The organism is Pseudomonas sp. RIT-PI-r, assembly GCF_001297015.1.
Taxonomy (GTDB): domain Bacteria; phylum Pseudomonadota; class Gammaproteobacteria; order Pseudomonadales; family Pseudomonadaceae; genus Aquipseudomonas.
This window is the reverse complement of record NZ_LIGE01000036.1, coordinates 59,398-75,881: the sequence shown is the minus strand read 5'-3', so window position 1 is coordinate 75,881 and position 16,484 is coordinate 59,398. Positions and strand designations below refer to the sequence as shown.

Annotated in this window: 21 protein-coding genes; 9 read left to right on the top strand and 12 right to left on the bottom strand. The window is 58.4% G+C overall.

Features of this window, described 5'->3' with window-relative positions:
• Positions 1 to 120: 120 nt before the first annotated feature.
• From AK821_RS20745 to AK821_RS20735, 3 genes are read right to left on the bottom strand one after another with little or no spacing between them, the layout of a single operon-like run.
• A complete protein-coding gene (locus AK821_RS20745; protein ID WP_064391374.1) occupies positions 121 to 459 on the bottom strand; it encodes a hypothetical protein in 339 nt (112 codons plus the stop codon).
• Positions 456 to 842, bottom strand: coding sequence for a phage holin family protein (locus tag AK821_RS20740; RefSeq protein ID WP_008079909.1), 387 nt, complete (start codon positions 840 to 842; stop codon positions 456 to 458). Before AK821_RS20740 ends, AK821_RS20745 begins: the two co-directional genes overlap by 4 nt.
• A 3-nt stretch (positions 843 to 845) precedes the next feature.
• Entirely contained in the window at positions 846 to 1,160 is a 315-nt protein-coding gene (locus AK821_RS20735; RefSeq protein ID WP_064391373.1) for a DUF883 family protein, read from the bottom strand.
• Between the two features lie 305 nt (positions 1,161 to 1,465).
• On the opposite strand from AK821_RS20735, the gene AK821_RS20730 reads away from it, so the two are divergent.
• The gene (locus AK821_RS20730) at positions 1,466 to 2,674 is read left to right on the top strand and encodes an ammonium transporter (RefSeq protein ID WP_064391372.1); all 1,209 of its coding nucleotides are present in this window, start codon (positions 1,466 to 1,468) and stop codon (positions 2,672 to 2,674) included.
• On the opposite strand, the gene AK821_RS20725 is transcribed toward AK821_RS20730, so the two are convergent.
• Positions 2,671 to 4,383, bottom strand: a complete 1,713-nt coding sequence (locus AK821_RS20725) for a cation:proton antiporter (protein WP_064391371.1) — start codon at positions 4,381 to 4,383, stop codon at positions 2,671 to 2,673. The two genes, AK821_RS20730 and AK821_RS20725, sit on opposite strands and share 4 nt — an antisense overlap.
• Positions 4,384 to 4,571: 188 nt before the next feature.
• Between AK821_RS20725 and AK821_RS20720 the strand changes: the two genes are divergently transcribed.
• The 3 genes from AK821_RS20720 to AK821_RS20710 all read left to right on the top strand — a co-directional run bounded on the left by AK821_RS20720 (position 4,572) and on the right by AK821_RS20710 (position 6,200).
• Positions 4,572 to 4,808: a glutaredoxin family protein gene (locus AK821_RS20720; protein ID WP_064391370.1), complete on the top strand. Its 237-nt coding sequence runs from the start codon at positions 4,572 to 4,574 to the stop codon at positions 4,806 to 4,808.
• Positions 4,809 to 4,921: 113 nt separating this feature from the next.
• Positions 4,922 to 5,239: a transcriptional regulator gene (locus AK821_RS20715; RefSeq protein WP_064391369.1), complete on the top strand. Its 318-nt coding sequence runs from the start codon at positions 4,922 to 4,924 to the stop codon at positions 5,237 to 5,239.
• 70 nt (positions 5,240 to 5,309) lie between these two features.
• Complete coding sequence (locus AK821_RS20710) at positions 5,310 to 6,200, top strand: pseudouridine synthase (RefSeq protein WP_064391368.1); 891 nt, start codon at positions 5,310 to 5,312, stop codon at positions 6,198 to 6,200.
• Between the two features lie 78 nt (positions 6,201 to 6,278).
• Here AK821_RS20710 and AK821_RS20705 read toward each other — a convergent pair whose 3' ends face one another.
• Positions 6,279 to 6,500, bottom strand: coding sequence for a YgdI/YgdR family lipoprotein (locus tag AK821_RS20705; protein WP_016770600.1), 222 nt, complete (start codon positions 6,498 to 6,500; stop codon positions 6,279 to 6,281).
• 78 nt (positions 6,501 to 6,578) lie between these two features.
• Complete coding sequence (gene mobA, locus AK821_RS20700) at positions 6,579 to 7,181, bottom strand: molybdenum cofactor guanylyltransferase MobA (protein WP_064391367.1); 603 nt, start codon at positions 7,179 to 7,181, stop codon at positions 6,579 to 6,581.
• An 81-nt stretch (positions 7,182 to 7,262) separates the two neighbouring features.
• On the opposite strand from mobA, the gene moaB reads away from it, so the two are divergent.
• Both moaB and AK821_RS20690 read left to right on the top strand, forming a co-directional pair.
• A complete protein-coding gene (gene moaB / locus AK821_RS20695) occupies positions 7,263 to 7,802 on the top strand; it encodes a molybdenum cofactor biosynthesis protein B (protein WP_064120226.1) in 540 nt (179 codons plus the stop codon).
• Positions 7,786 to 9,012, top strand: a complete 1,227-nt coding sequence (locus AK821_RS20690; protein WP_064391366.1) for a molybdopterin molybdotransferase MoeA — start codon at positions 7,786 to 7,788, stop codon at positions 9,010 to 9,012. The genes moaB and AK821_RS20690 overlap by 17 nt, the downstream gene beginning before the upstream one ends.
• A 59-nt stretch (positions 9,013 to 9,071) precedes the next feature.
• Here the strand turns inward: AK821_RS20690 and AK821_RS30950 are convergent, their stop codons facing one another.
• Entirely contained in the window at positions 9,072 to 9,377 is a 306-nt protein-coding gene (locus tag AK821_RS30950; protein WP_177330967.1) for a hypothetical protein, read from the bottom strand.
• Positions 9,378 to 9,696: 319 nt separating this feature from the next.
• On the opposite strand from AK821_RS30950, the gene yegS reads away from it, so the two are divergent.
• Positions 9,697 to 10,614, top strand: a complete 918-nt coding sequence (gene yegS, locus AK821_RS20680; protein ID WP_064391365.1) for a lipid kinase YegS — start codon at positions 9,697 to 9,699, stop codon at positions 10,612 to 10,614.
• Here the strand turns inward: yegS and AK821_RS20675 are convergent.
• From AK821_RS20675 to AK821_RS20665, 3 genes are all read right to left on the bottom strand, one after another.
• Complete coding sequence (locus AK821_RS20675; RefSeq protein WP_064391364.1) at positions 10,598 to 11,257, bottom strand: response regulator; 660 nt, start codon at positions 11,255 to 11,257, stop codon at positions 10,598 to 10,600. The genes yegS and AK821_RS20675 overlap by 17 nt on opposite strands.
• Entirely contained in the window at positions 11,254 to 12,147 is an 894-nt protein-coding gene (locus AK821_RS20670; protein WP_064391363.1) for a sensor histidine kinase, read from the bottom strand. The genes AK821_RS20675 and AK821_RS20670 overlap by 4 nt, the downstream gene beginning before the upstream one ends.
• A gap of 454 nt (positions 12,148 to 12,601) precedes the next feature.
• Positions 12,602 to 13,072 carry a hypothetical protein gene (locus tag AK821_RS20665; RefSeq protein ID WP_064391362.1) on the bottom strand — a complete coding sequence of 157 codons (471 nt, stop codon included), beginning with the start codon at positions 13,070 to 13,072 and terminating at the stop codon, positions 12,602 to 12,604.
• 453 nt (positions 13,073 to 13,525) lie between these two features.
• On the opposite strand from AK821_RS20665, the gene AK821_RS20660 reads away from it, so the two are divergent.
• On the top strand, positions 13,526 to 14,461 hold the full coding sequence (locus AK821_RS20660; RefSeq protein WP_064391361.1) for a chemotaxis protein CheV: 936 nt from the start codon (positions 13,526 to 13,528) through the stop codon (positions 14,459 to 14,461).
• Between the two features lie 167 nt (positions 14,462 to 14,628).
• On the top strand, positions 14,629 to 15,435 hold the full coding sequence (locus AK821_RS20655; protein ID WP_064391360.1) for an MOSC domain-containing protein: 807 nt from the start codon (positions 14,629 to 14,631) through the stop codon (positions 15,433 to 15,435).
• An 86-nt stretch (positions 15,436 to 15,521) separates the two neighbouring features.
• Here the strand turns inward: AK821_RS20655 and ppnP are convergent, their stop codons facing one another.
• A complete protein-coding gene (ppnP, locus tag AK821_RS20650) occupies positions 15,522 to 15,806 on the bottom strand; it encodes a pyrimidine/purine nucleoside phosphorylase (RefSeq protein WP_064391359.1) in 285 nt (94 codons plus the stop codon).
• 105 nt (positions 15,807 to 15,911) lie between these two features.
• A complete protein-coding gene (locus AK821_RS20645; RefSeq protein WP_064391358.1) occupies positions 15,912 to 16,454 on the bottom strand; it encodes an exonuclease domain-containing protein in 543 nt (180 codons plus the stop codon).
• Between the last annotated feature and the right edge of the window lie 30 nt (positions 16,455 to 16,484).

Genomic DNA, 16,484 nt, shown 5'->3' with positions numbered 1-16,484 from the left:
CCTCCTTAGTCGTTCTTGTTCTGATTGAACCCCGCCGACCGGGTAGGCGCGCGGGATTGAACCTCCGGGTAAAGAGGTTCATCCCTGCGACAGTGCAAGAATGTAGCCAGATATATCGGCTTAGCGCTTGCTTGAGTTCTGCATCACCAGTTTGATCAATGGGCCGAGGCTGGTGCCCAGGCGAATCAACCGGGTCAGACCGCCGACGCCGCCGCTTTTTGCGCCTTTGCCGGTCAGAAAACCCAATAGCGTGACTGCTGCCACGCCCCACAACGGCGCGTGTTTGATGCCAAAACCGTCGTGCAGGTTTTGCGTCATGCCACGCACGCGCTGCAAGGGTTGCAGCACTTGTCCGGCTTCATGACGGATTTCCTGGCGATGCATTTCCATGCGCAAGCGGATCAACGCCTTGCGCATTTCCCGCCGCGAGCTGTTGTGTGGAAGTTCGGGCAGGCTCATGGCAGCAGGCGCTCCCGGTCGTTGGCGAGCTCTTCGAGCGTGCCGTGGAAGGGCGAGGACTCATCGAAAATCGCGGCCTTGAGGCGCAGCCCGCAGAAGATCGAAGCCAGGGTATAAAAGACGCACAAGCCGATGATCGCGGCAAGGCGATAAGTGTCCCAGAAGATGATCATGACCAGTGTCGATAAACCCACCAGCAACAACAGAGCAAACACCAGAGCCAAGCCTGCGAACAGCAACAGGCTGACGGTTCGTGATTTTTGCTCCTGCAATTCGATGCCGAACAATTCGACATGGCTGTGCAGCAGACCGAGAACGGCTGCGCCCAGGCGCCGGGTGGAGGAGGCGGTGCCCGCAGTCGGGCCGGATTCACCGATCGACATGATTCAGCGCCGAGTGGCCAGCAGGCCAATCAGAAAGCCAACGCCCGCTGCAATGCCGACCGATTGCCATGGGTTGGCCGACACATAATCTTCAGTGGCGCTGACGGCAGCCTGACCGCGCTCGCGCAAGGTGTCTTCAGTCAACTTCAAGGTTTCCCGGGCGCGCAGCAGACTGTCGTGAATCTGTCCGCGCAGTTCATCTGCCTGATCGCCGGCCAGGGTGGCGGTGTGCTCGAGCAAACGCTCGGTGTCGGCGACCAGTGTCTGGAAGTCGTTCATGAGGATTTCTTGAGCAGTCTTTGCCTTGATGCTGGCCATGGGTGGATCTCCGTAATTGGCGTCTGAAGCGTTCGAGTATGAGCCTTGCGTGAAGGTTCAGTACAAATGACTGGTACAACTTTTGCTGTGTCGTGGTGCGTCGCCCGCACGCCGTGCGCTGTTGCCGGGCGCGTATGCAGGAAAAACCTTAACTCAAATATTGCGGTGGGTGTCAGCACATCGACCTTGTGCGCCAAAGCGGTTCAGCCGAAACCCCGATCGGTGACTGCGCGGTCGCAACTTGGTGCATGAAATGTGCGCACGAACCGCTTTGGTGCCTTTTTAGCCTCCAGGTCTGCCTATTCATGGAAAATCTGCAAAGCGCTGTGGACACGCTGGTTCACAGCTCCAATACGTTGTTCATTCTGATCGGCGCGGTAATGGTCCTGGCAATGCACGCCGGCTTCGCCTTTCTGGAGGTCGGAACCGTCCGGCAAAAGAACCAGGTCAACGCATTGTCGAAAATCCTCAGTGATTTCGCCGTCTCGACGCTGGCCTATTTCTTTATAGGCTATTGGATCTCCTACGGCGTGACGTTCATGCAGCCTGCTGCTGTGCTGAGTGCCGATCATGGTTACGGGTTGGTGAAGTTTTTCTTCCTGTTGACCTTTGCTGCGGCTATTCCAGCGATCATTTCCGGCGGCATTGCCGAACGTGCGCGCTTCGTTCCGCAGTTGTGCGCCACGGCGCTGATCGTGGCGTTCATCTACCCGTTTTTTGAGGGCATGATCTGGAATGGCAACTATGGCTTGCAGGCCTGGCTGGCGTCGCAATTTGGTGCCGCGTTTCATGATTTCGCCGGATCCGTCGTGGTGCATGCCATGGGCGGCTGGCTGGCGCTGGCCGCCGTGCTTTTGCTGGGCCCGCGCAACGGCCGTTATCGCGATGGGCGACTGGTTGCATTCGCGCCATCGAGCATTCCGTTTCTGGCGCTCGGTTCGTGGATTCTGATTGTCGGCTGGTTCGGCTTCAACGTGATGAGTGCACAGACGCTGCAAGGCGTCAGTGGTCTCGTCGCGGTTAACTCGTTGATGGCGATGGTCGGCGGCACCATGGCGGCTTTGCTCGTCGGGCGCAATGACCCGGGCTTTCTGCACAACGGCCCGTTGGCTGGCCTGGTGGCGGTCTGCGCCGGTTCTGATTTGATGCACCCGGTCGGCGCATTGGTGACCGGGGCGATTGCCGGCGCATTGTTCGTCTGGTGCTTTACCGCTGCGCAGGTCAAATGGCGCATCGACGATGTGCTGGGTGTCTGGCCGTTGCACGGTTTGTGCGGCGTATGGGGTGGGGTTGCCTGCGGTATTTTCGGCCAGACTGTGCTGGGTGGAATCGGCGGCGTCAGCCTGATCAGCCAGTTTATCGGCACCGCGCTGGGCGTTGCGGTGGCGCTGCTCGGCGGGTTCGTTGTGTACGGCACAATCAAGGCGCTGCACGGGCTGCGCCTGAGTCAGGAACAAGAGTATTACGGCGCCGATCTGTCGCTGCACAAGATCGGCGCGGTGAGCCAGGATTAGGTCTCTTCATCGACTGCGCCCGGGTAAAAGCCGTGCAGCAGGCGATAGCGATCGATACGCACCTGATCGACTTTTTCCTGCACCTGATGCGCTGGCAGCCCGAGCATGATCAGGGCGTGAGAGGCGAGCATCAGGCTCGACTCCAACAGTTCCGGCACCACTTCGGTGGCGCCGGCGGCTTTCAGCTCGGCCCATTGGCTGTCGTCGCGAGTGCGCACCAGAATCGGCACGTGCGCATGGAGATGACGCGCCTCCTTGAGAATGCGCAGGGCCACATCACTCTGGTCGACGGCGATCACCAGTAACTTTGCGCGCAACAGGCCGACCGCAGTCAGCAGATCGCCGCGTGACGAGTCGCCGTAATGTACGTCGCTTTCGCTCGAGGCGGCTTCCTGTACACGCACCGGGTCATTGTCCAGCGCAATGAAAGGTTGCCTGGCGTTGCGCATGAAACGGCCGATGGACTGGCCGACCCGGCCGTATCCGCAAATCACCACATGCTTATCGAGGCCAGCGTTGAGTGCGCTGATCTGTTCGATCTGCGCCTCTTGATTGGGCTTGCGGTGCAGGGCTGCGGCGATGCGTGGCGCGGCGCGCAATAACAACGGGGTCAGCAGCATCGAACAGAAGGTTGCTGCGAGCAGCAGAGCGCCCAGTTGGTCAGGCATCAAGCGGTTTTGCTGCATCTGCGCCATCAATGCAAAACAGAATTCGCCACCCTGCGCCAAGGCCAGGCCGCTGCGCCATGCCGTTTCACTGTCATTGCCGCGCCACTTCACCAGCAGCGTGACGACGATGCCCTTGATGATCATCAGTCCCAACGTGAGGCCGAGGATCAGCAGGCTGTGGCTGACGAACAATTGCAGATCGATCAGCATGCCGATGCTGACAAAAAACACGCCAAGCAGAATGTCGCGGAACGGCCGAATGTCAGCCTCGATCTGATGCCGATAATGGCTTTCACCGAGCAACATGCCGGCAAGGAAAGCCCCCAGAGCAGGCGACAAGCCCAGCAAATGCGTGAGCCATGCTGTCAGCAGCACGATCACCAGCGCCAGCAGCACGAACAATTCCGCCGAGCGCGACGCAGCGACTTCATGGAACAGCCGTGGCAACAACCAGCGACTGGCCAGTAGCAGACCGACAAACAACACCACGGTTTTTGCCAGGGTCAGCGGCAGGGCCCAATACCAGGCCTGATCGCTGCTGCCGGCAAACACCGGGACCAGCGTCAGCAGCAATACGGCGACGACGTCCTGAAACAGTAAAACGCCGACCGCATTCTGGCCGTGACTGCTGAACACCTCGCCAAGGCTGCCCAACTCTTTGGTAACGATGGCCGTGGATGACAACGACAGCCCCGCGCCGAGCAACAGCGCAGGCGTCAGCGGCATGCCCAGCAACATCAGCACCGAGCCCAGCAGCGCCGTGCTGATCAATACCTGCTGACTGCCCAGGCGAAATACCACCTGACGCAATGCAATCATCTTCGACAGGGAGAACTCCAACCCAAGCGAAAACAGCAGGAACACCACGCCCAGCTCTGCCACATCGGGCAGATGTTCACTTTCGTTGACCCAGTCGAAGGCGCTCGGCCCGACCAGCAGTCCGACGCACAGGTAACCCAGAACCGGTGGCAGGCGCAGGCGCCGGAACAGGGCAATCACCACGAGGGACGAGGCGAGGATGATCAACAGATTGGCAAACACTGGACACTCCGATGTCAGGCTCAGGCTTCTCAAGCGTAGAAGCAAAAAGTCCGGGAGGATTGCGTATTTGCCATTTGTGCCAACTGATTTGCGTCAGCGTTTTGCGTGTGAAACCTTTGGGCGGTAGCGGCTCGACGGTTTTCGAGGGCGGGCCTAGAATAGGCGGATAAATTGTCGGTTGAGCGCACATGCTTCCTGAATGTCAGCTGTTCGGCACCTTGGGGTGTCATCTCTGTGAGGTTGCTGAAGCCGAACTAATGCCTTTTGTCGAGCATGGTCTGCTGGTCGAACTGCTCGACATCGCTGACGACGAGAGCTGGTTCGAGGCTTACAGCCTGCGCATCCCGGTGCTGCGTCGGGTTGATACCGGAGCGGAACTGGATTGGCCGTTCAGTGCCGATCAGGTCGTGGCGTTCCTGCGCTGAGCGGCTTTCGCAACGTTGCCCCGCTGGTCGTCATTGCACATCCTTCCCTTGGCACTTCCCGGTTTATTCGGTTACTGTATGTTCATACAGTGATTGCGTCAGAGGGATGAACCGTGGTGAATGTCGAACAGTTGAAAAACAGCGTGAACCGGATGTCGGTTGACGTGGTGCGCGAGGCCGTCCTCGAATTGCGCCTGGACGGGCTGGTCACGGAAGGCAAGACGCCATTCAACAAGCTGCATTTCAACACTTGTTTCGCCGAGATCGAGGCGCTTTTCCAGCGTGCCGGTTACCATCGGCAACTCGATGTGGTCGGCTACCAGGGTTTGCTCTACGCCTTGTATGACCCGGGCCGCTGGGAAGCCGTCGATGTGCTGCGCTGGCTCAAGGAGTTCACCGAGGCCGCGGCGCTCAAATCGATTTCCGCCTGAGGATTCGCGCTAGGTTCGTTTCCGCCGGTGTTGGATAATGCCGGTCTGCCTTGAGGATTCGAATTCCCGTATGTCCACATCTACTTTCCATGCTGCTCAGAATCAGGCCAGCACACTTTATCTGCCGGCCGGTGCCTGGCTGACCGTATTCGATTGCCTGTGCGAGCATTTCAGTGCCATTGGTCGCGAGCAATGGCTGGACCGCATTGCCCGCGGTCGGGTTCTGGATGCTCAGGGCCAGCCGATCTCGCTGGATCTGCCGTACAGGGAAGGTTTGCGGATTCACTATTTCCGCGAAGTGCCGGACGAAAAGCCGATTCCGGTGGTCGAGTCGATCCTCTATGCCGATGAACATCTGGTGGTAGCCGACAAGCCGCATTTTCTGCCGGTGACACCCGCCGGTGAATATGTCGAGCAAACCTTGCTGCGCCGCTTGATTCGACGGCTGGACAACCCACATCTGGTGCCGCTGCACCGGATCGATCGGCACACTGCGGGGCTGGTGATTTTTTCGGCCAATCCGCAAACCCGTTCCGCCTACCAGTCGCTCTTCCCGACCCGGCAGATCGACAAGCGCTACGAGGCAATTGCCAAGGCCTTGCCCGACCTGAACTTTCCACTGATCCACAAAAGCCGATTGGTCGATGGTCAGCCGTTCTTTCGCATGCAGGAAGGGCCGGGTGTCAGCAATACCGAAACGGCGGTGGAAGTTCGCGAAAAGAATGGCGAGCTCTGGCGTTACGGTCTGTTCCCGGTGACCGGCAAGAAGCATCAGTTGCGCGTGCATATGACCGCACTGGGCGCGAGCATCTGCAACGATCCGTTTTATCCTGAGGTGTTGAAAGACGTCGAGGATGATTACGCCAACCCGCTCAAGCTTCTTGCACAGGGGTTGCGATTTATCGATCCGGTGACGGGTGAAGAGCGTAAATTCGAGAGCCGCATCACTCTGCAGTGGTAAGCGCCAGTCCACTTTCCAGCGCCCATGAAAAAGCCCGCAATAATGCGGGCTTTTCTGTATCCGGTGTCGACGCAGAGCTTACAGCTCTTTAACGGTACGAACCTGATCCTTGTTGATGCGAGTTTCTTTGCCGTCCAGTTGTTGGAACTCGTAGAAACCCGAATCGTCATCGTATTTCGGGGTGTCGACGGCCTGGATTTCGCGACCGTCATTCAAGGTGATCACTGTAGGCGACGAGCAACCTGCGAGGGTAGCCAGGCCCAGTGCGAGCATGAAAGTGGCGAGGGTCCGTTGAGTCATGGGTGTGTCTCCGAATGGGAATTCTTTTGGTTACTGAGCTTGAGACGTATACAAGGCGTGAGAGTTCCTTGAGTGCTGTCAGTCTGACACAGTGTTGTGCGAATTTAACAGTTCGGGGGTGTTGAGGTTCGCCAGCCGCGGGTCATTGTCAGGACATTCCAGTGCACTGGCATCGAGCCTGCGCATTACCCGGCCAGGGCTGCGCTCACCGGCGTTCCAGGCCTCTTCGAATGCCGGCAAAAGGGCGACAGGAATCACACACAATAGCGGTTCCCAATGCTGATCATGGCGCAACATTAAAGGTTTTTCAGGATTCTGGCTGGCAGTCTCGCGCATGTCTTGCAGCAATGTTGCGTCAATCCGCGGAACATCGCACGGCAAGACCAGCAGGTGCGAGTGGCGCGCGGCTTTCAGACCCGCACGGATACCGGCCAGTGGTCCGGGGAAATCGCCTTGGTCATCTACGACCAATTGATCGGCGAACGGCGCATAGCGTTCACGATTGCGGTTGCACGAGATGATCAGGTCGTCAGTCAGCGCTCGCACCTTGCGTTGCAAATGTGCAATCAAAGGCTCGCCCAGCCACTCCACCAGTCCTTTGTCCTGCCCGCCCATGCGTTGGCCGCGTCCGCCTGCCAAAAGCAGAATGGAGCAGGGTGGCAGTTGCGTATTCAGGGGCATGGCGGCTCTCCACGGGGGCGGCGAAAAAATGGGGCGCTGTGATATAACACCGGGCTGTTTCTCCTACAACTGGACGAGCCTATGAAAGCCAAGGCTGATGTACCTTTCGTGCCGCTCAATATAGCGGTACTGACTGTCAGTGATACCCGCACCCTGGAAACCGATACCTCAGGCCAGGTCTTCGTCGACCGCTTGACGGCGGCCGGTCACCATCTGGCGGAGCGGGTTTTGCTCAAAGATGATCTCTACAAAATTCGTGCGCAAGTCGCCAACTGGATTGCCGACGATGTCGTACAGGTGGTGCTGATCACTGGCGGCACGGGTTTCACCGGTCGCGACAGCACGCCAGAAGCGGTAGCGTGCCTGCTCGACAAGCAAGTGGATGGTTTCGGCGAACTGTTCCGGCAGATTTCGGTAGCCGACATCGGCACCTCGACCGTGCAATCGCGCGCCCTCGCCGGGCTAGCCAACGGTACGCTGGTTTGCTGTTTGCCGGGCTCGACCAACGCAGTACGTACGGGTTGGGACGGCATTCTTGGCGAACAGCTCGATGCCCGGCACCGCCCGTGCAATTTCGTCACGCATCTGAAACAGGCGGCGCCTTGTGAATCCCGTGGGTAAGCCGGGCAAGACCGCTAGCCTGATGCCCGTCGAGGCGGCGTTGGCGCGCTTGCTGGAACTGGCCGCAGCCTCGCCCGTCAGCGAGCGTGAGTATTTGCCTCTGGCCGAGGTTCAGGGGCGGGTGCTGGCCGAGGATCTGATTTCGACCCTGGATCTGCCACCCTGGCCGAACAGCGCTATGGATGGCTATGCCTTGAACCTGGGCGACTGGACAGGCGAACCGTTGCCGGTCAGCCAGAAGGTTTTTGCCGGTCAGGCGCCCGAGCCTTTGCAGCGGGGAACCTGCGCGCGGATTTTTACCGGTGCGCCGGTGCCAGCGGGTGCGGACTGCGTCGAGATGCAGGAAAACGCTGAGGTCCAGGCCGATGGCCGCGTACGTTTCATCGAGACGATGGCGGCGGGGCAGAATATCCGCCCGCAAGGTCAGGAGACCACGGTCGGTGAATTGATTCTCGAGGCTGGAACCCGGCTGGGGCCGATCGAGCAGGGTTTGTCTGCGTCGTTGGGGTATGCCGGGCTTGATGTCATACGCAAGGTCCGTGTGGCGGTGCTGTCAACCGGTGATGAGCTGGTCGAGCCGGGGCGGGCGCTGGGCCCGGGGCAGATCTACAACAGCAATCGCGTGGTGCTGTGCAGCTGGTTGCAGCGGCTTGGATGCGAGGTGATCGATGCCGGTATTCTTCCGGATGATCTGGCCACGACCCGAGCTCGCCTGGGTGAACTGCAGGACGTTGACCTTATTCTCTCCACTGGCGGCGTTTCGGTCGGAGAGGCCGACTTCCTCGGCATCGCGTTGCGGGAGGAAGGAGAGCTGGCGTTGTGGAAGCTGGCGATCAAGCCAGGCAAACCATTGACCGTCGGCCATTTTCGCAATGTGCCCGTGATTGGTTTGCCGGGAAACCCGGCTTCGACGCTGGTGACTTTCGCCTTGCTGACTCGCCCTTATCTGTTGCGCCGACAAGGTGTGAAGGATCTCGAGCCGCTGAAGTTCAAGGTGCCTGCGGGGTTCGACTGGCCGCAGCCCGGCAATCGGCGGGAATATTTGCGTGGCCGTCTTGAGCAAGGGCAGGCAATCATTTACCGCAATCAAAGTTCCGGTGTCCTGCGCAGTGCTGCCTGGGCCGATGGTCTTGTCGAGGTACTGGAGGGAAGAACACTGGTGGCCGGTGATGAGGTCGGTTTCATCCCGTTAAGTGATCTTCTCGGTTGAAGATCGGCGCCGTGAGTGCCACGCCGGTGGAAAACAGCCGGCGCCGGCACTCCGGGCATTCAGCCTATGAGCGTCACGAGCTGGTCAAATCGGCTGTTGGCCACCCAACCCAGTAAACCCAATACCACAGCGGTAGCCCCTGCCGCATAGGCAAGGCGATGCTTGATCGATTTGACGTCACCTCTGACTTCGTCCATGTCGCGTCGAATGTACTTGAGGTGGGTTTCAAGCTCGGCAAATCGAGGTTCCATATCAATGTCTCCAGTGGCTTTGGCGCGGCCTTTCGTATCGGTTTTATGCAACATGTGACAGTCACTGGCGGGTATGGCCGGGCTCACAGGTTTTTTGGCATCAATGCTCTGCATGAAAGCATCCGCCTTCTGCTGCGGGTCGGCGTTGGCAACTGATGTCACCCGATTGATAGTCGATAGTCGTCAGGGTGTATCCACTCATTACATGCACATCCTTGTGTATTGTTGGGTTGCAGATTGATAGCGCCGACACACGGTGGACTACACATGAAATCTGGTCAATTAAGCCGTTTCTGCATTTTTTGTAAGAATAAATACCGCCCTGTAGGACGCGGTGGCCATACGTTTGAATTAATTGCGATTGCGGCGACTTTTTTGTGCGCTTGAAGGGTCAAGATGTCTCATACCCCAAACCATTTTCGGAGTGAGTGATATGAGTGAGCAAAGGGCGCTATTGATTCTGCATGGCAAGCAGGCACTCAACGAGTCCGTACGCGCGGCCGTCGAGGCCAAGCGTGAGAAAGGCTGGGAGCTGGCGGTCCGACTGACCTGGGAAGCCGGCGATGCACAGCGTCTGGTGGGGGAGGCGCTGGAGGCGGGGTACACGCGAATCATTGCCGGCGGCGGTGATGGCACTTTGCGCGACATCGCCGAAGCCCTTGCGCAGCAACCCAAAAAGGCCAGTCTGGTGCTGCTGCCGCTGGGTACGGCCAACGATTTTTCTCGCGCAGCGGGTATCCCGCTCGAGCCGGCCGACGCGCTTGAACTGCTCGATACACCGCCATCGGATATCGATCTGGGCGAAGTAGGCGGGCAGATTTTCCTCAATATGGCCACGGGTGGTTTTGGCAGTCAGGTCACCGCTAACACCTCCGAAGACCTGAAGAAGGTTCTGGGTGGCGCTGCCTACCTGTTCACCGGATTGTCGCGCTTCAGTGAGCTGCATGCCGCCTATGGTGAACTGCAAGGGCCGGATTTCCATTGGCGTGGCGAACTGCTGGCATTGGGTATCGGTAACGGCCGTCAGGCCGGCGGCGGGCACGTGCTGTGTCCGCAGGCTCTGGTCGACGATGGGATGCTGGATATCAGTATCCTGCCGGCGCCACAGGAGTTGGTCGGTACATTGAAGAATCTGCTGAGCGACGGGTTCGGTATCGACAACATGTTCGTCCGTACCCGTTTGCCGTGGGTCGAGATCAAGGTGGCCGAGGGGCTTTATATCAATCTTGATGGCGAACCGCTGGAGGGCGACAACATGCGCTTTGAAGCGCGTCCGGCGGCGTTGCAGGTGCATTTGCCCGAGGGTTCACCACTGTTGAGCGGCAAACCTTCGGTCAATCATCAAGGCTGATGATCTGCTCGCGCACGGCGAACAGCACCAGGCCTGCCACATCGTAGATTTGCAGGCGTTTCATGATTTGCGAGCGGTGGGTCTCGACGGTCTTGATGCTCAGGCCGAGGCCGTTGGCAATTTCCCGGGTGGATTTGCCGCGCACGATCAGACGGAGAATTTCCAGCTGACGCGCCGTCAGATTATGCGAGTCGGCGACTTCCGGTTGCTGCTTCTGATTACGGGTCAACGCCTGGGTAATCACCGTGTGGGCGATCGCCGGACTCAAATAACGCTCGCCGTTGCGCAAGGCTTCCAGCGCGTGTTCGAGCTCGGTGGCTGTGGTGTCTTTGAGCAGATAGCCGTGGGCACCGGATTCCAGCGCCTGCATGATCAATGAAGGATCGGTGTGCATCGACAGGATCAGCACTTTGCTTTGTGGGCGCACGCGTTTGAGCCGTTGCAGGGCTTGGAGGCCGCCGGTTTCCTTCATGGAAATATCCAGAAGCACGATGTCGGGACTCAATTGCTCAACCATTTCGAGCAGTTGCGAGCCGTCATTGGCTTCGCCGATTACTGCGTAACCGGGAATATCCAGTACCAGAGCGCGCACGCCGGCCCTGATCAGCGAGTGGTCATCCACCAGAAGTAAGTTACAAGTCAACGCATAACCTTATTCGTACTGGCCCGCTCGAGTGCCCGGGGCGCCCAGGGGAAAAGTGCTTCGATCCGAGTGCCATTGCCCGGCTCACTGGTGACGCTCAGAGTGCCACCCAATTGCTCGATACGTTCGGCCATCCCGGCCATGCCCCGTTGTCCTTCCCGCCCCGGGTTGGCGGCAGGGGCAAATCCCTGACCATCATCAGTAATCATCAGCGTCAGTCCTTGGGGCAGTCGCTGCACGCGTATCAGCAGGTTTTTCGCCTGCGCGTGACGCAGAATATTGGTGACGGCCTCCTGAGCGATACGAAACGCGGCAACCGCCATTTCTTCAGGGATCCCGTTGAGGCGCTGCTGGCAATCGAGGCTCCAGTGCACCGAAGTGTTGGCCAGTGCCTTGAGCAAGTGCGCGCGCAGGCTGGCCTCCAGGCCAAGGCTGGTCAGTTGACGCGGGTTCAGGATCGCCGAGACGTCGCGCACTTTATTGAGGGTTTCTTCGAGTGTGTCGCAGAGCGTCGTACAGTGCTCCTGCAAGTCCTCCGGCAGGCGCCGCCTGAGCCACTCGCTTTGCAGTTTGGCGGCGGTCAGCAACTGGCCAATGTCGTCGTGCAATTCGCGGCTGAGGCGATGACGTTCGTTTTCCTGAACCTCCAGCAAACGATCAGCGAGTTCCTGCGGCTGGAACTTGATCGATTTGCGTGACAGCCGATATTGCACCCATACGCAAGCCGTGGCCGCGATGTTGAGCAGCAGCAACCCCAGGCAAAGTGGCAGGGAAAAAGCATAGGTCAGCAGACTGCCCACTGCCGCGAGCACACACAATATGAGGGTGAACCGACGGGCATTTTCCCGGGAGGGTGGCCATGTAGAGATTGACTTGAGGCTGGCGTACATAACGGATGGAGCCAATGGATGTTCGCTGCGGGTAGACCTGCCGGAGGTTTGACGGGTCTCTGTCTGGAAATGCTGATAAATATATTATTGATTTCAACAGGCTTCAGTGAGCGGTGTTTGACCGTCAACTTCGAGCGATGTCGATCTCTGAAGTCACTGTGCCATTAATTCGAAAGCAACTAACGGGCGGCATAATACCACTTAAGATACCGTTGGTCGCGTTCGCCATATATGTCCAATGAGTCAGAAAACACGGTATGTTGGACGTAAGTTCCATAATGGAAAATGTCGGTTAATTGAGTTTGATAGATATTGCTGCGTGCCCGAAGTTGAGTTACCTGGACACAGGAAAACCCTGAGGCCTGCTGGAATGTATCCGCTCTGGTCAGGTTGGTTATTTAATTGGTTTTGTCGCTGGCAGGTATGAACTATTCAATTACGACATGCGCGCTCATCAGGCCTGTCGCTCTGAATAGGACATCAGTGACAAAGGCTGCGGCGCGAGGAGGGGCTTGAACCGGCTTTGGCCGACCTGAAAGGCGAAGGCCTCGATCAACGAGGTCTGTTCACTGTCATCCAGGCCTAGTTGCCCCGTGTTCTGATCAACCAGTTCGAGTTGCCAGGCCATCAGCGTGAAGCAGTCTTTCAAGGCCGCGAGCGCCTGTTCGTGCAGGTCGACATGATCCTGTGCCAGGTTGAGCAAGCCGTAGATGTGCAGGGAAAACTCGGAAACTGCCTCCAGTGCCAATGCCTGGGCTCTGCCCGCGAGCTTGAGGAGGGTATTGAGCATGCAGTCGATGGCGTCTTTGTCGTTGCTGATCAATTGCAGGTGGCTGAGGCACTCCTCGGACTTGGCCAGCAGCGTTTCGGCCTCGACAAGAAATTCGGGGAACCGCTGGGCCCACTCTTTATGGTCGATTGGCATGCTTATCTCCACCACGTCATGTCTGATGAGGGAATGCCGTGTGTGTCGACGATCATGAACCGTCGCGAGATCGCGCCCCGGTGCGCAGGTGCACAAATTCGGGGTTTCAAGAGGATGTGTTTCCACTGAACTGCGATCGCACACAATAGCCTGACTCCGTTCATGCAATGAGAATGGCGTCACATTAATGGCTATTGGATATTGCGAATATCAGGTTGGGCCTGATTGTCGGTAGGGGAATCCCTTAGGCGCGGGAACCTGGAGCGCAAACCGAGGTCGCGCCACAAGGGTTGTAACAGATGAAATCACGGGGGCCAGTAAAGCATGATGTTAATGTGACATCAATGACCGGTTGTGGCATTTTGATGGCGAATTTGGCAGTGATCAAGATTTGCCGCACGCAGCCGATAAACCCTCTTAGTGAATTCTTCAGAACAAGCCCAGGAGTCATTGATGGCCGGCATTCTCGACACGGTAGACCAACGCACACAACTGGTGGGTGAGAATCGCCTCGAAATTCTCATGTTTCGACTGGCCGGGCGCCAATTGTTCGCGATCAACGTGTTCAAGGTTCAGGAGGTGCTGCAGTTGCCTAAACTGACCCTGATGCCTCAGCGTCACCCGTTTGTTTGTGGTGTGGTCAATTTGCGCGGGCAGACGCTGCCGGTAATCGACCTGTCTCAGGCAATTGGCATGCGACCACTGGTGCCGGGGCCGAACAGCACGATCATCGTCACCGAGTACAACCGCTCGGTACAGGCTTTCCTGGTCGGTGGCGTTGACCGTATCGTCAACATGAACTGGGAAGCCATTCTGCCGCCGCCAACCAGCGCTGGCCGTCAGCACTACCTGACCGCGATCAGCAAGGTTGACGATCAACTGGTGGAAATCATTGACGTTGAAAAAGTCCTCGCCGAGATCGTCCCGTACAACGCCAAAGTCTCGCGTGAAAAGCTCGATGATCCGGTGCTGGAGCGTGCCCGTGGCCGTGAAGTATTGCTGGTGGACGATTCCAACGTCGCGCTTTCGCAATTGCGCGACACCCTTGGCCAGCTCGGGGTGAAAATGCACATTGCCAGCGACGGCCTGAAAGCGCTGAACATGCTCAAGGCCTGGGCCGATACCGGCGTGAACATGACCGATAAGCTGCTGATGATATTCACCGACGCGGAAATGCCGGAAATGGACGGTTACCGTCTGACCACCGAAATTCGCAACGATCCGCGTCTGCGAGGCCTGTATGTGGTGTTGCATACGTCGCTGTCCGGTAGCTTCAACGACTCGATGGTGAAGAAGGTCGGCTGCGACAATTTCCTCTCCAAGTTTCAGCCGGACAAACTGGTCGACGTGGTGCGTCAGCGCCTGATGCTTGACGAAGTGCCGGCCTGATCACGCACCCCTTGTAGGAGTGAGCCTGCTCGCGATAGAGGGGGGGGCAGCCCCAAATCATTGCTGACCCAACGCTATCGCGAGCAGGCTCACTCCTACGGTTTTTGCTCTTTGATTCCTGCTCAAGCTCGTATAGGGTGGCGTTTTTATCCTCCAGGGAGCTGGCCATGCTGCGTCTGAGCGCGCTTTATCGTTACCCGTTGAAATCCGGCAAGGTCGATGTGCTGCAAAGTGTCGACCTCGACAAGCTGGGGCTTGATGGCGACCGACGCTGGATGCTCGTGGACGAAGCCAGTGGCCGTTTTCTGACACAGCGTGCCGAAGCGAAGATGAGCCAGTTGTCGGCCCTGTGGAATGAACAGGGCGGTCTGACGTTGAGTGCGCCGCAGCAGGCTGCCATCGACATCGCCCTGCCGGGAAACGATGCCGAGTTGCGCGGCGTGACGATCTGGCGTGACACCTTGCGCGTGCCGGATGCCGGTGAAGAAGCGGCCCGTTGGGTCAGCGATTTCATTGGCAAACCGACGCGTCTGGTGCAGGTGCCACTGGATCGCGCCCGCACCACGCAAGCCGGCTATGGCAACGAAGATGATCAAGTCGCGTTCGCCGACGGTTTTCCGCTGCTGTTGATTGGCGAGGCGTCGCTGCAGGACCTTTCGCAAAAGGTTGGGCGGCCGCTGGAGATGCTGCGCTTTCGACCGAATCTGGTGATCGAAGGCAGCGAAGCGTATGCCGAGGACAGCTGGAAACGCATTCGTATCGGTGATGTCGAGTTCCGCGTGGTCAAGCCGTGCTCACGCTGCATCCTGACCACCATCGATCCGCAAACCGGTGAGCGCAGCGCTGATCGTGAGCCGCTGGCGACCTTGCAGAAATACCGAGCCGAGGCCGACGGGGCGATGTTCGGCCAGAACCTGGTGAACGACAGCAATGGTCTGCTGGAGGTCGGGATGTCGGTGGAAATCCTCGAATAACCCGTCACCGAAACGAAAAATGCCCGTGTCCTTGGACACGGGCATTTTTTTGCGCAGTACTTCTTTTTTTGCTGCGGGCCGCGGGCTTAGCCGCGGTATTCGCACAGGTAAGCGGTATCGACAGCGACTTTCAGCTGGAACTTGCTGTTGGCCGGGACGTTGAACTGGCTACCGGCGGCGAAGGTTTCCCAGTCGCCGCTGTCTGGCAGTTTGACCGTCAGTGCGCCGGATACCACGTGCATGATTTCACGCTGGGCGGTGCCGAATTCGTATTCGCCCGGGGCCATGACGCCGATGGTCGCCGGACCTTCAGCGGTGCCAAAGGCGATCGACTTGACGGTGCCGTCGAAGTACTCGTTGACTTTAAACATGGGCGATTCCTCGAAAAGGGCTAAAAAATTGAGGCGGCCAGTATGCACAAGGCTTTCAACGCCGTCACCTGCCCGGCGTCTGTCCGGTGAGTTCTCGAATTGACCCTAGAGTGGCAACACCAGTGGCAATAACCGCGCGGTGTTGCGCGCATCTTCCAGCGCCCGGTGTTGCTGACCGCTGAACTGCATACCCGCCAGTTGCAGTGCACCGTTGAGGCCCAGCGGGCGCTCGAGGCGTCGGGCCTTGGCGAAACGTTGCTTGAGGTTCATGTGCGGCACGCGGCTCAAGCCGCTGTCGATCTGCAGGCGCTGCCACTCCTGAAGCAATTGCTTGCGGTCGTAATCGCCCCAACTGGCCCAGCCTTCGAGGCGTGACTGATGCTGCGCAAGCCAACGTTCGAACGCCGGCCAGACTTCGTTGAGTGGCTGCGCCGCATCGATATTGGCTTGAGTGATGTGCGTCAGCTCGCGACAAAACGGCGTGAGCAGGGGCCGTCGTGTCGGTTTGACGAAGCGCTGGAAGTGATCCTGCTCGCGCCCGGCACGATCGACCAGCGTGGCGCCGATCTCGATAATTTCCATCTCGGTGACTGGCCAGCCACCCTCGTCGGTAGTGGCTTCCAGATCTATGACCAGCCAGTGGGGCATCGCAGGGTTCCTGATTTCCGCGTTCTGATA

Bases quoted from the DNA above. Each gene is read 5' to 3' on its own strand.
- AK821_RS20745 (WP_064391374.1), bottom strand. From the start codon at position 459: ATGAGCCTGCCCGAACTTCCACACAACAGCTCGCGGCGGGAAATGCGC.
- AK821_RS20740 (WP_008079909.1), bottom strand. From the start codon at position 842: ATGTCGATCGGTGAATCCGGCCCGACTGCGGGCACCGCCTCCTCCACC.
- AK821_RS20735 (WP_064391373.1), bottom strand. From the start codon at position 1,160: ATGGCCAGCATCAAGGCAAAGACTGCTCAAGAAATCCTCATGAACGAC.
- AK821_RS20730 (WP_064391372.1), top strand. From the start codon at position 1,466: ATGGAAAATCTGCAAAGCGCTGTGGACACGCTGGTTCACAGCTCCAAT.
- AK821_RS20720 (WP_064391370.1), top strand. From the start codon at position 4,572: ATGCTTCCTGAATGTCAGCTGTTCGGCACCTTGGGGTGTCATCTCTGT.
- AK821_RS20710 (WP_064391368.1), top strand. From the start codon at position 5,310: ATGTCCACATCTACTTTCCATGCTGCTCAGAATCAGGCCAGCACACTT.
- AK821_RS20705 (WP_016770600.1), bottom strand. From the start codon at position 6,500: ATGACTCAACGGACCCTCGCCACTTTCATGCTCGCACTGGGCCTGGCT.
- mobA (WP_064391367.1), bottom strand. From the start codon at position 7,181: ATGCCCCTGAATACGCAACTGCCACCCTGCTCCATTCTGCTTTTGGCA.
- moaB (WP_064120226.1), top strand. From the start codon at position 7,263: ATGAAAGCCAAGGCTGATGTACCTTTCGTGCCGCTCAATATAGCGGTA.
- AK821_RS30950 (WP_177330967.1), bottom strand. From the start codon at position 9,377: ATGCAGAGCATTGATGCCAAAAAACCTGTGAGCCCGGCCATACCCGCC.
- yegS (WP_064391365.1), top strand. From the start codon at position 9,697: ATGAGTGAGCAAAGGGCGCTATTGATTCTGCATGGCAAGCAGGCACTC.
- AK821_RS20670 (WP_064391363.1), bottom strand. From the start codon at position 12,147: ATGTACGCCAGCCTCAAGTCAATCTCTACATGGCCACCCTCCCGGGAA.
- AK821_RS20665 (WP_064391362.1), bottom strand. From the start codon at position 13,072: ATGCCAATCGACCATAAAGAGTGGGCCCAGCGGTTCCCCGAATTTCTT.
- AK821_RS20660 (WP_064391361.1), top strand. From the start codon at position 13,526: ATGGCCGGCATTCTCGACACGGTAGACCAACGCACACAACTGGTGGGT.
- AK821_RS20655 (WP_064391360.1), top strand. From the start codon at position 14,629: ATGCTGCGTCTGAGCGCGCTTTATCGTTACCCGTTGAAATCCGGCAAG.
- ppnP (WP_064391359.1), bottom strand. From the start codon at position 15,806: ATGTTTAAAGTCAACGAGTACTTCGACGGCACCGTCAAGTCGATCGCC.
- AK821_RS20645 (WP_064391358.1), bottom strand. From the start codon at position 16,454: ATGCCCCACTGGCTGGTCATAGATCTGGAAGCCACTACCGACGAGGGT.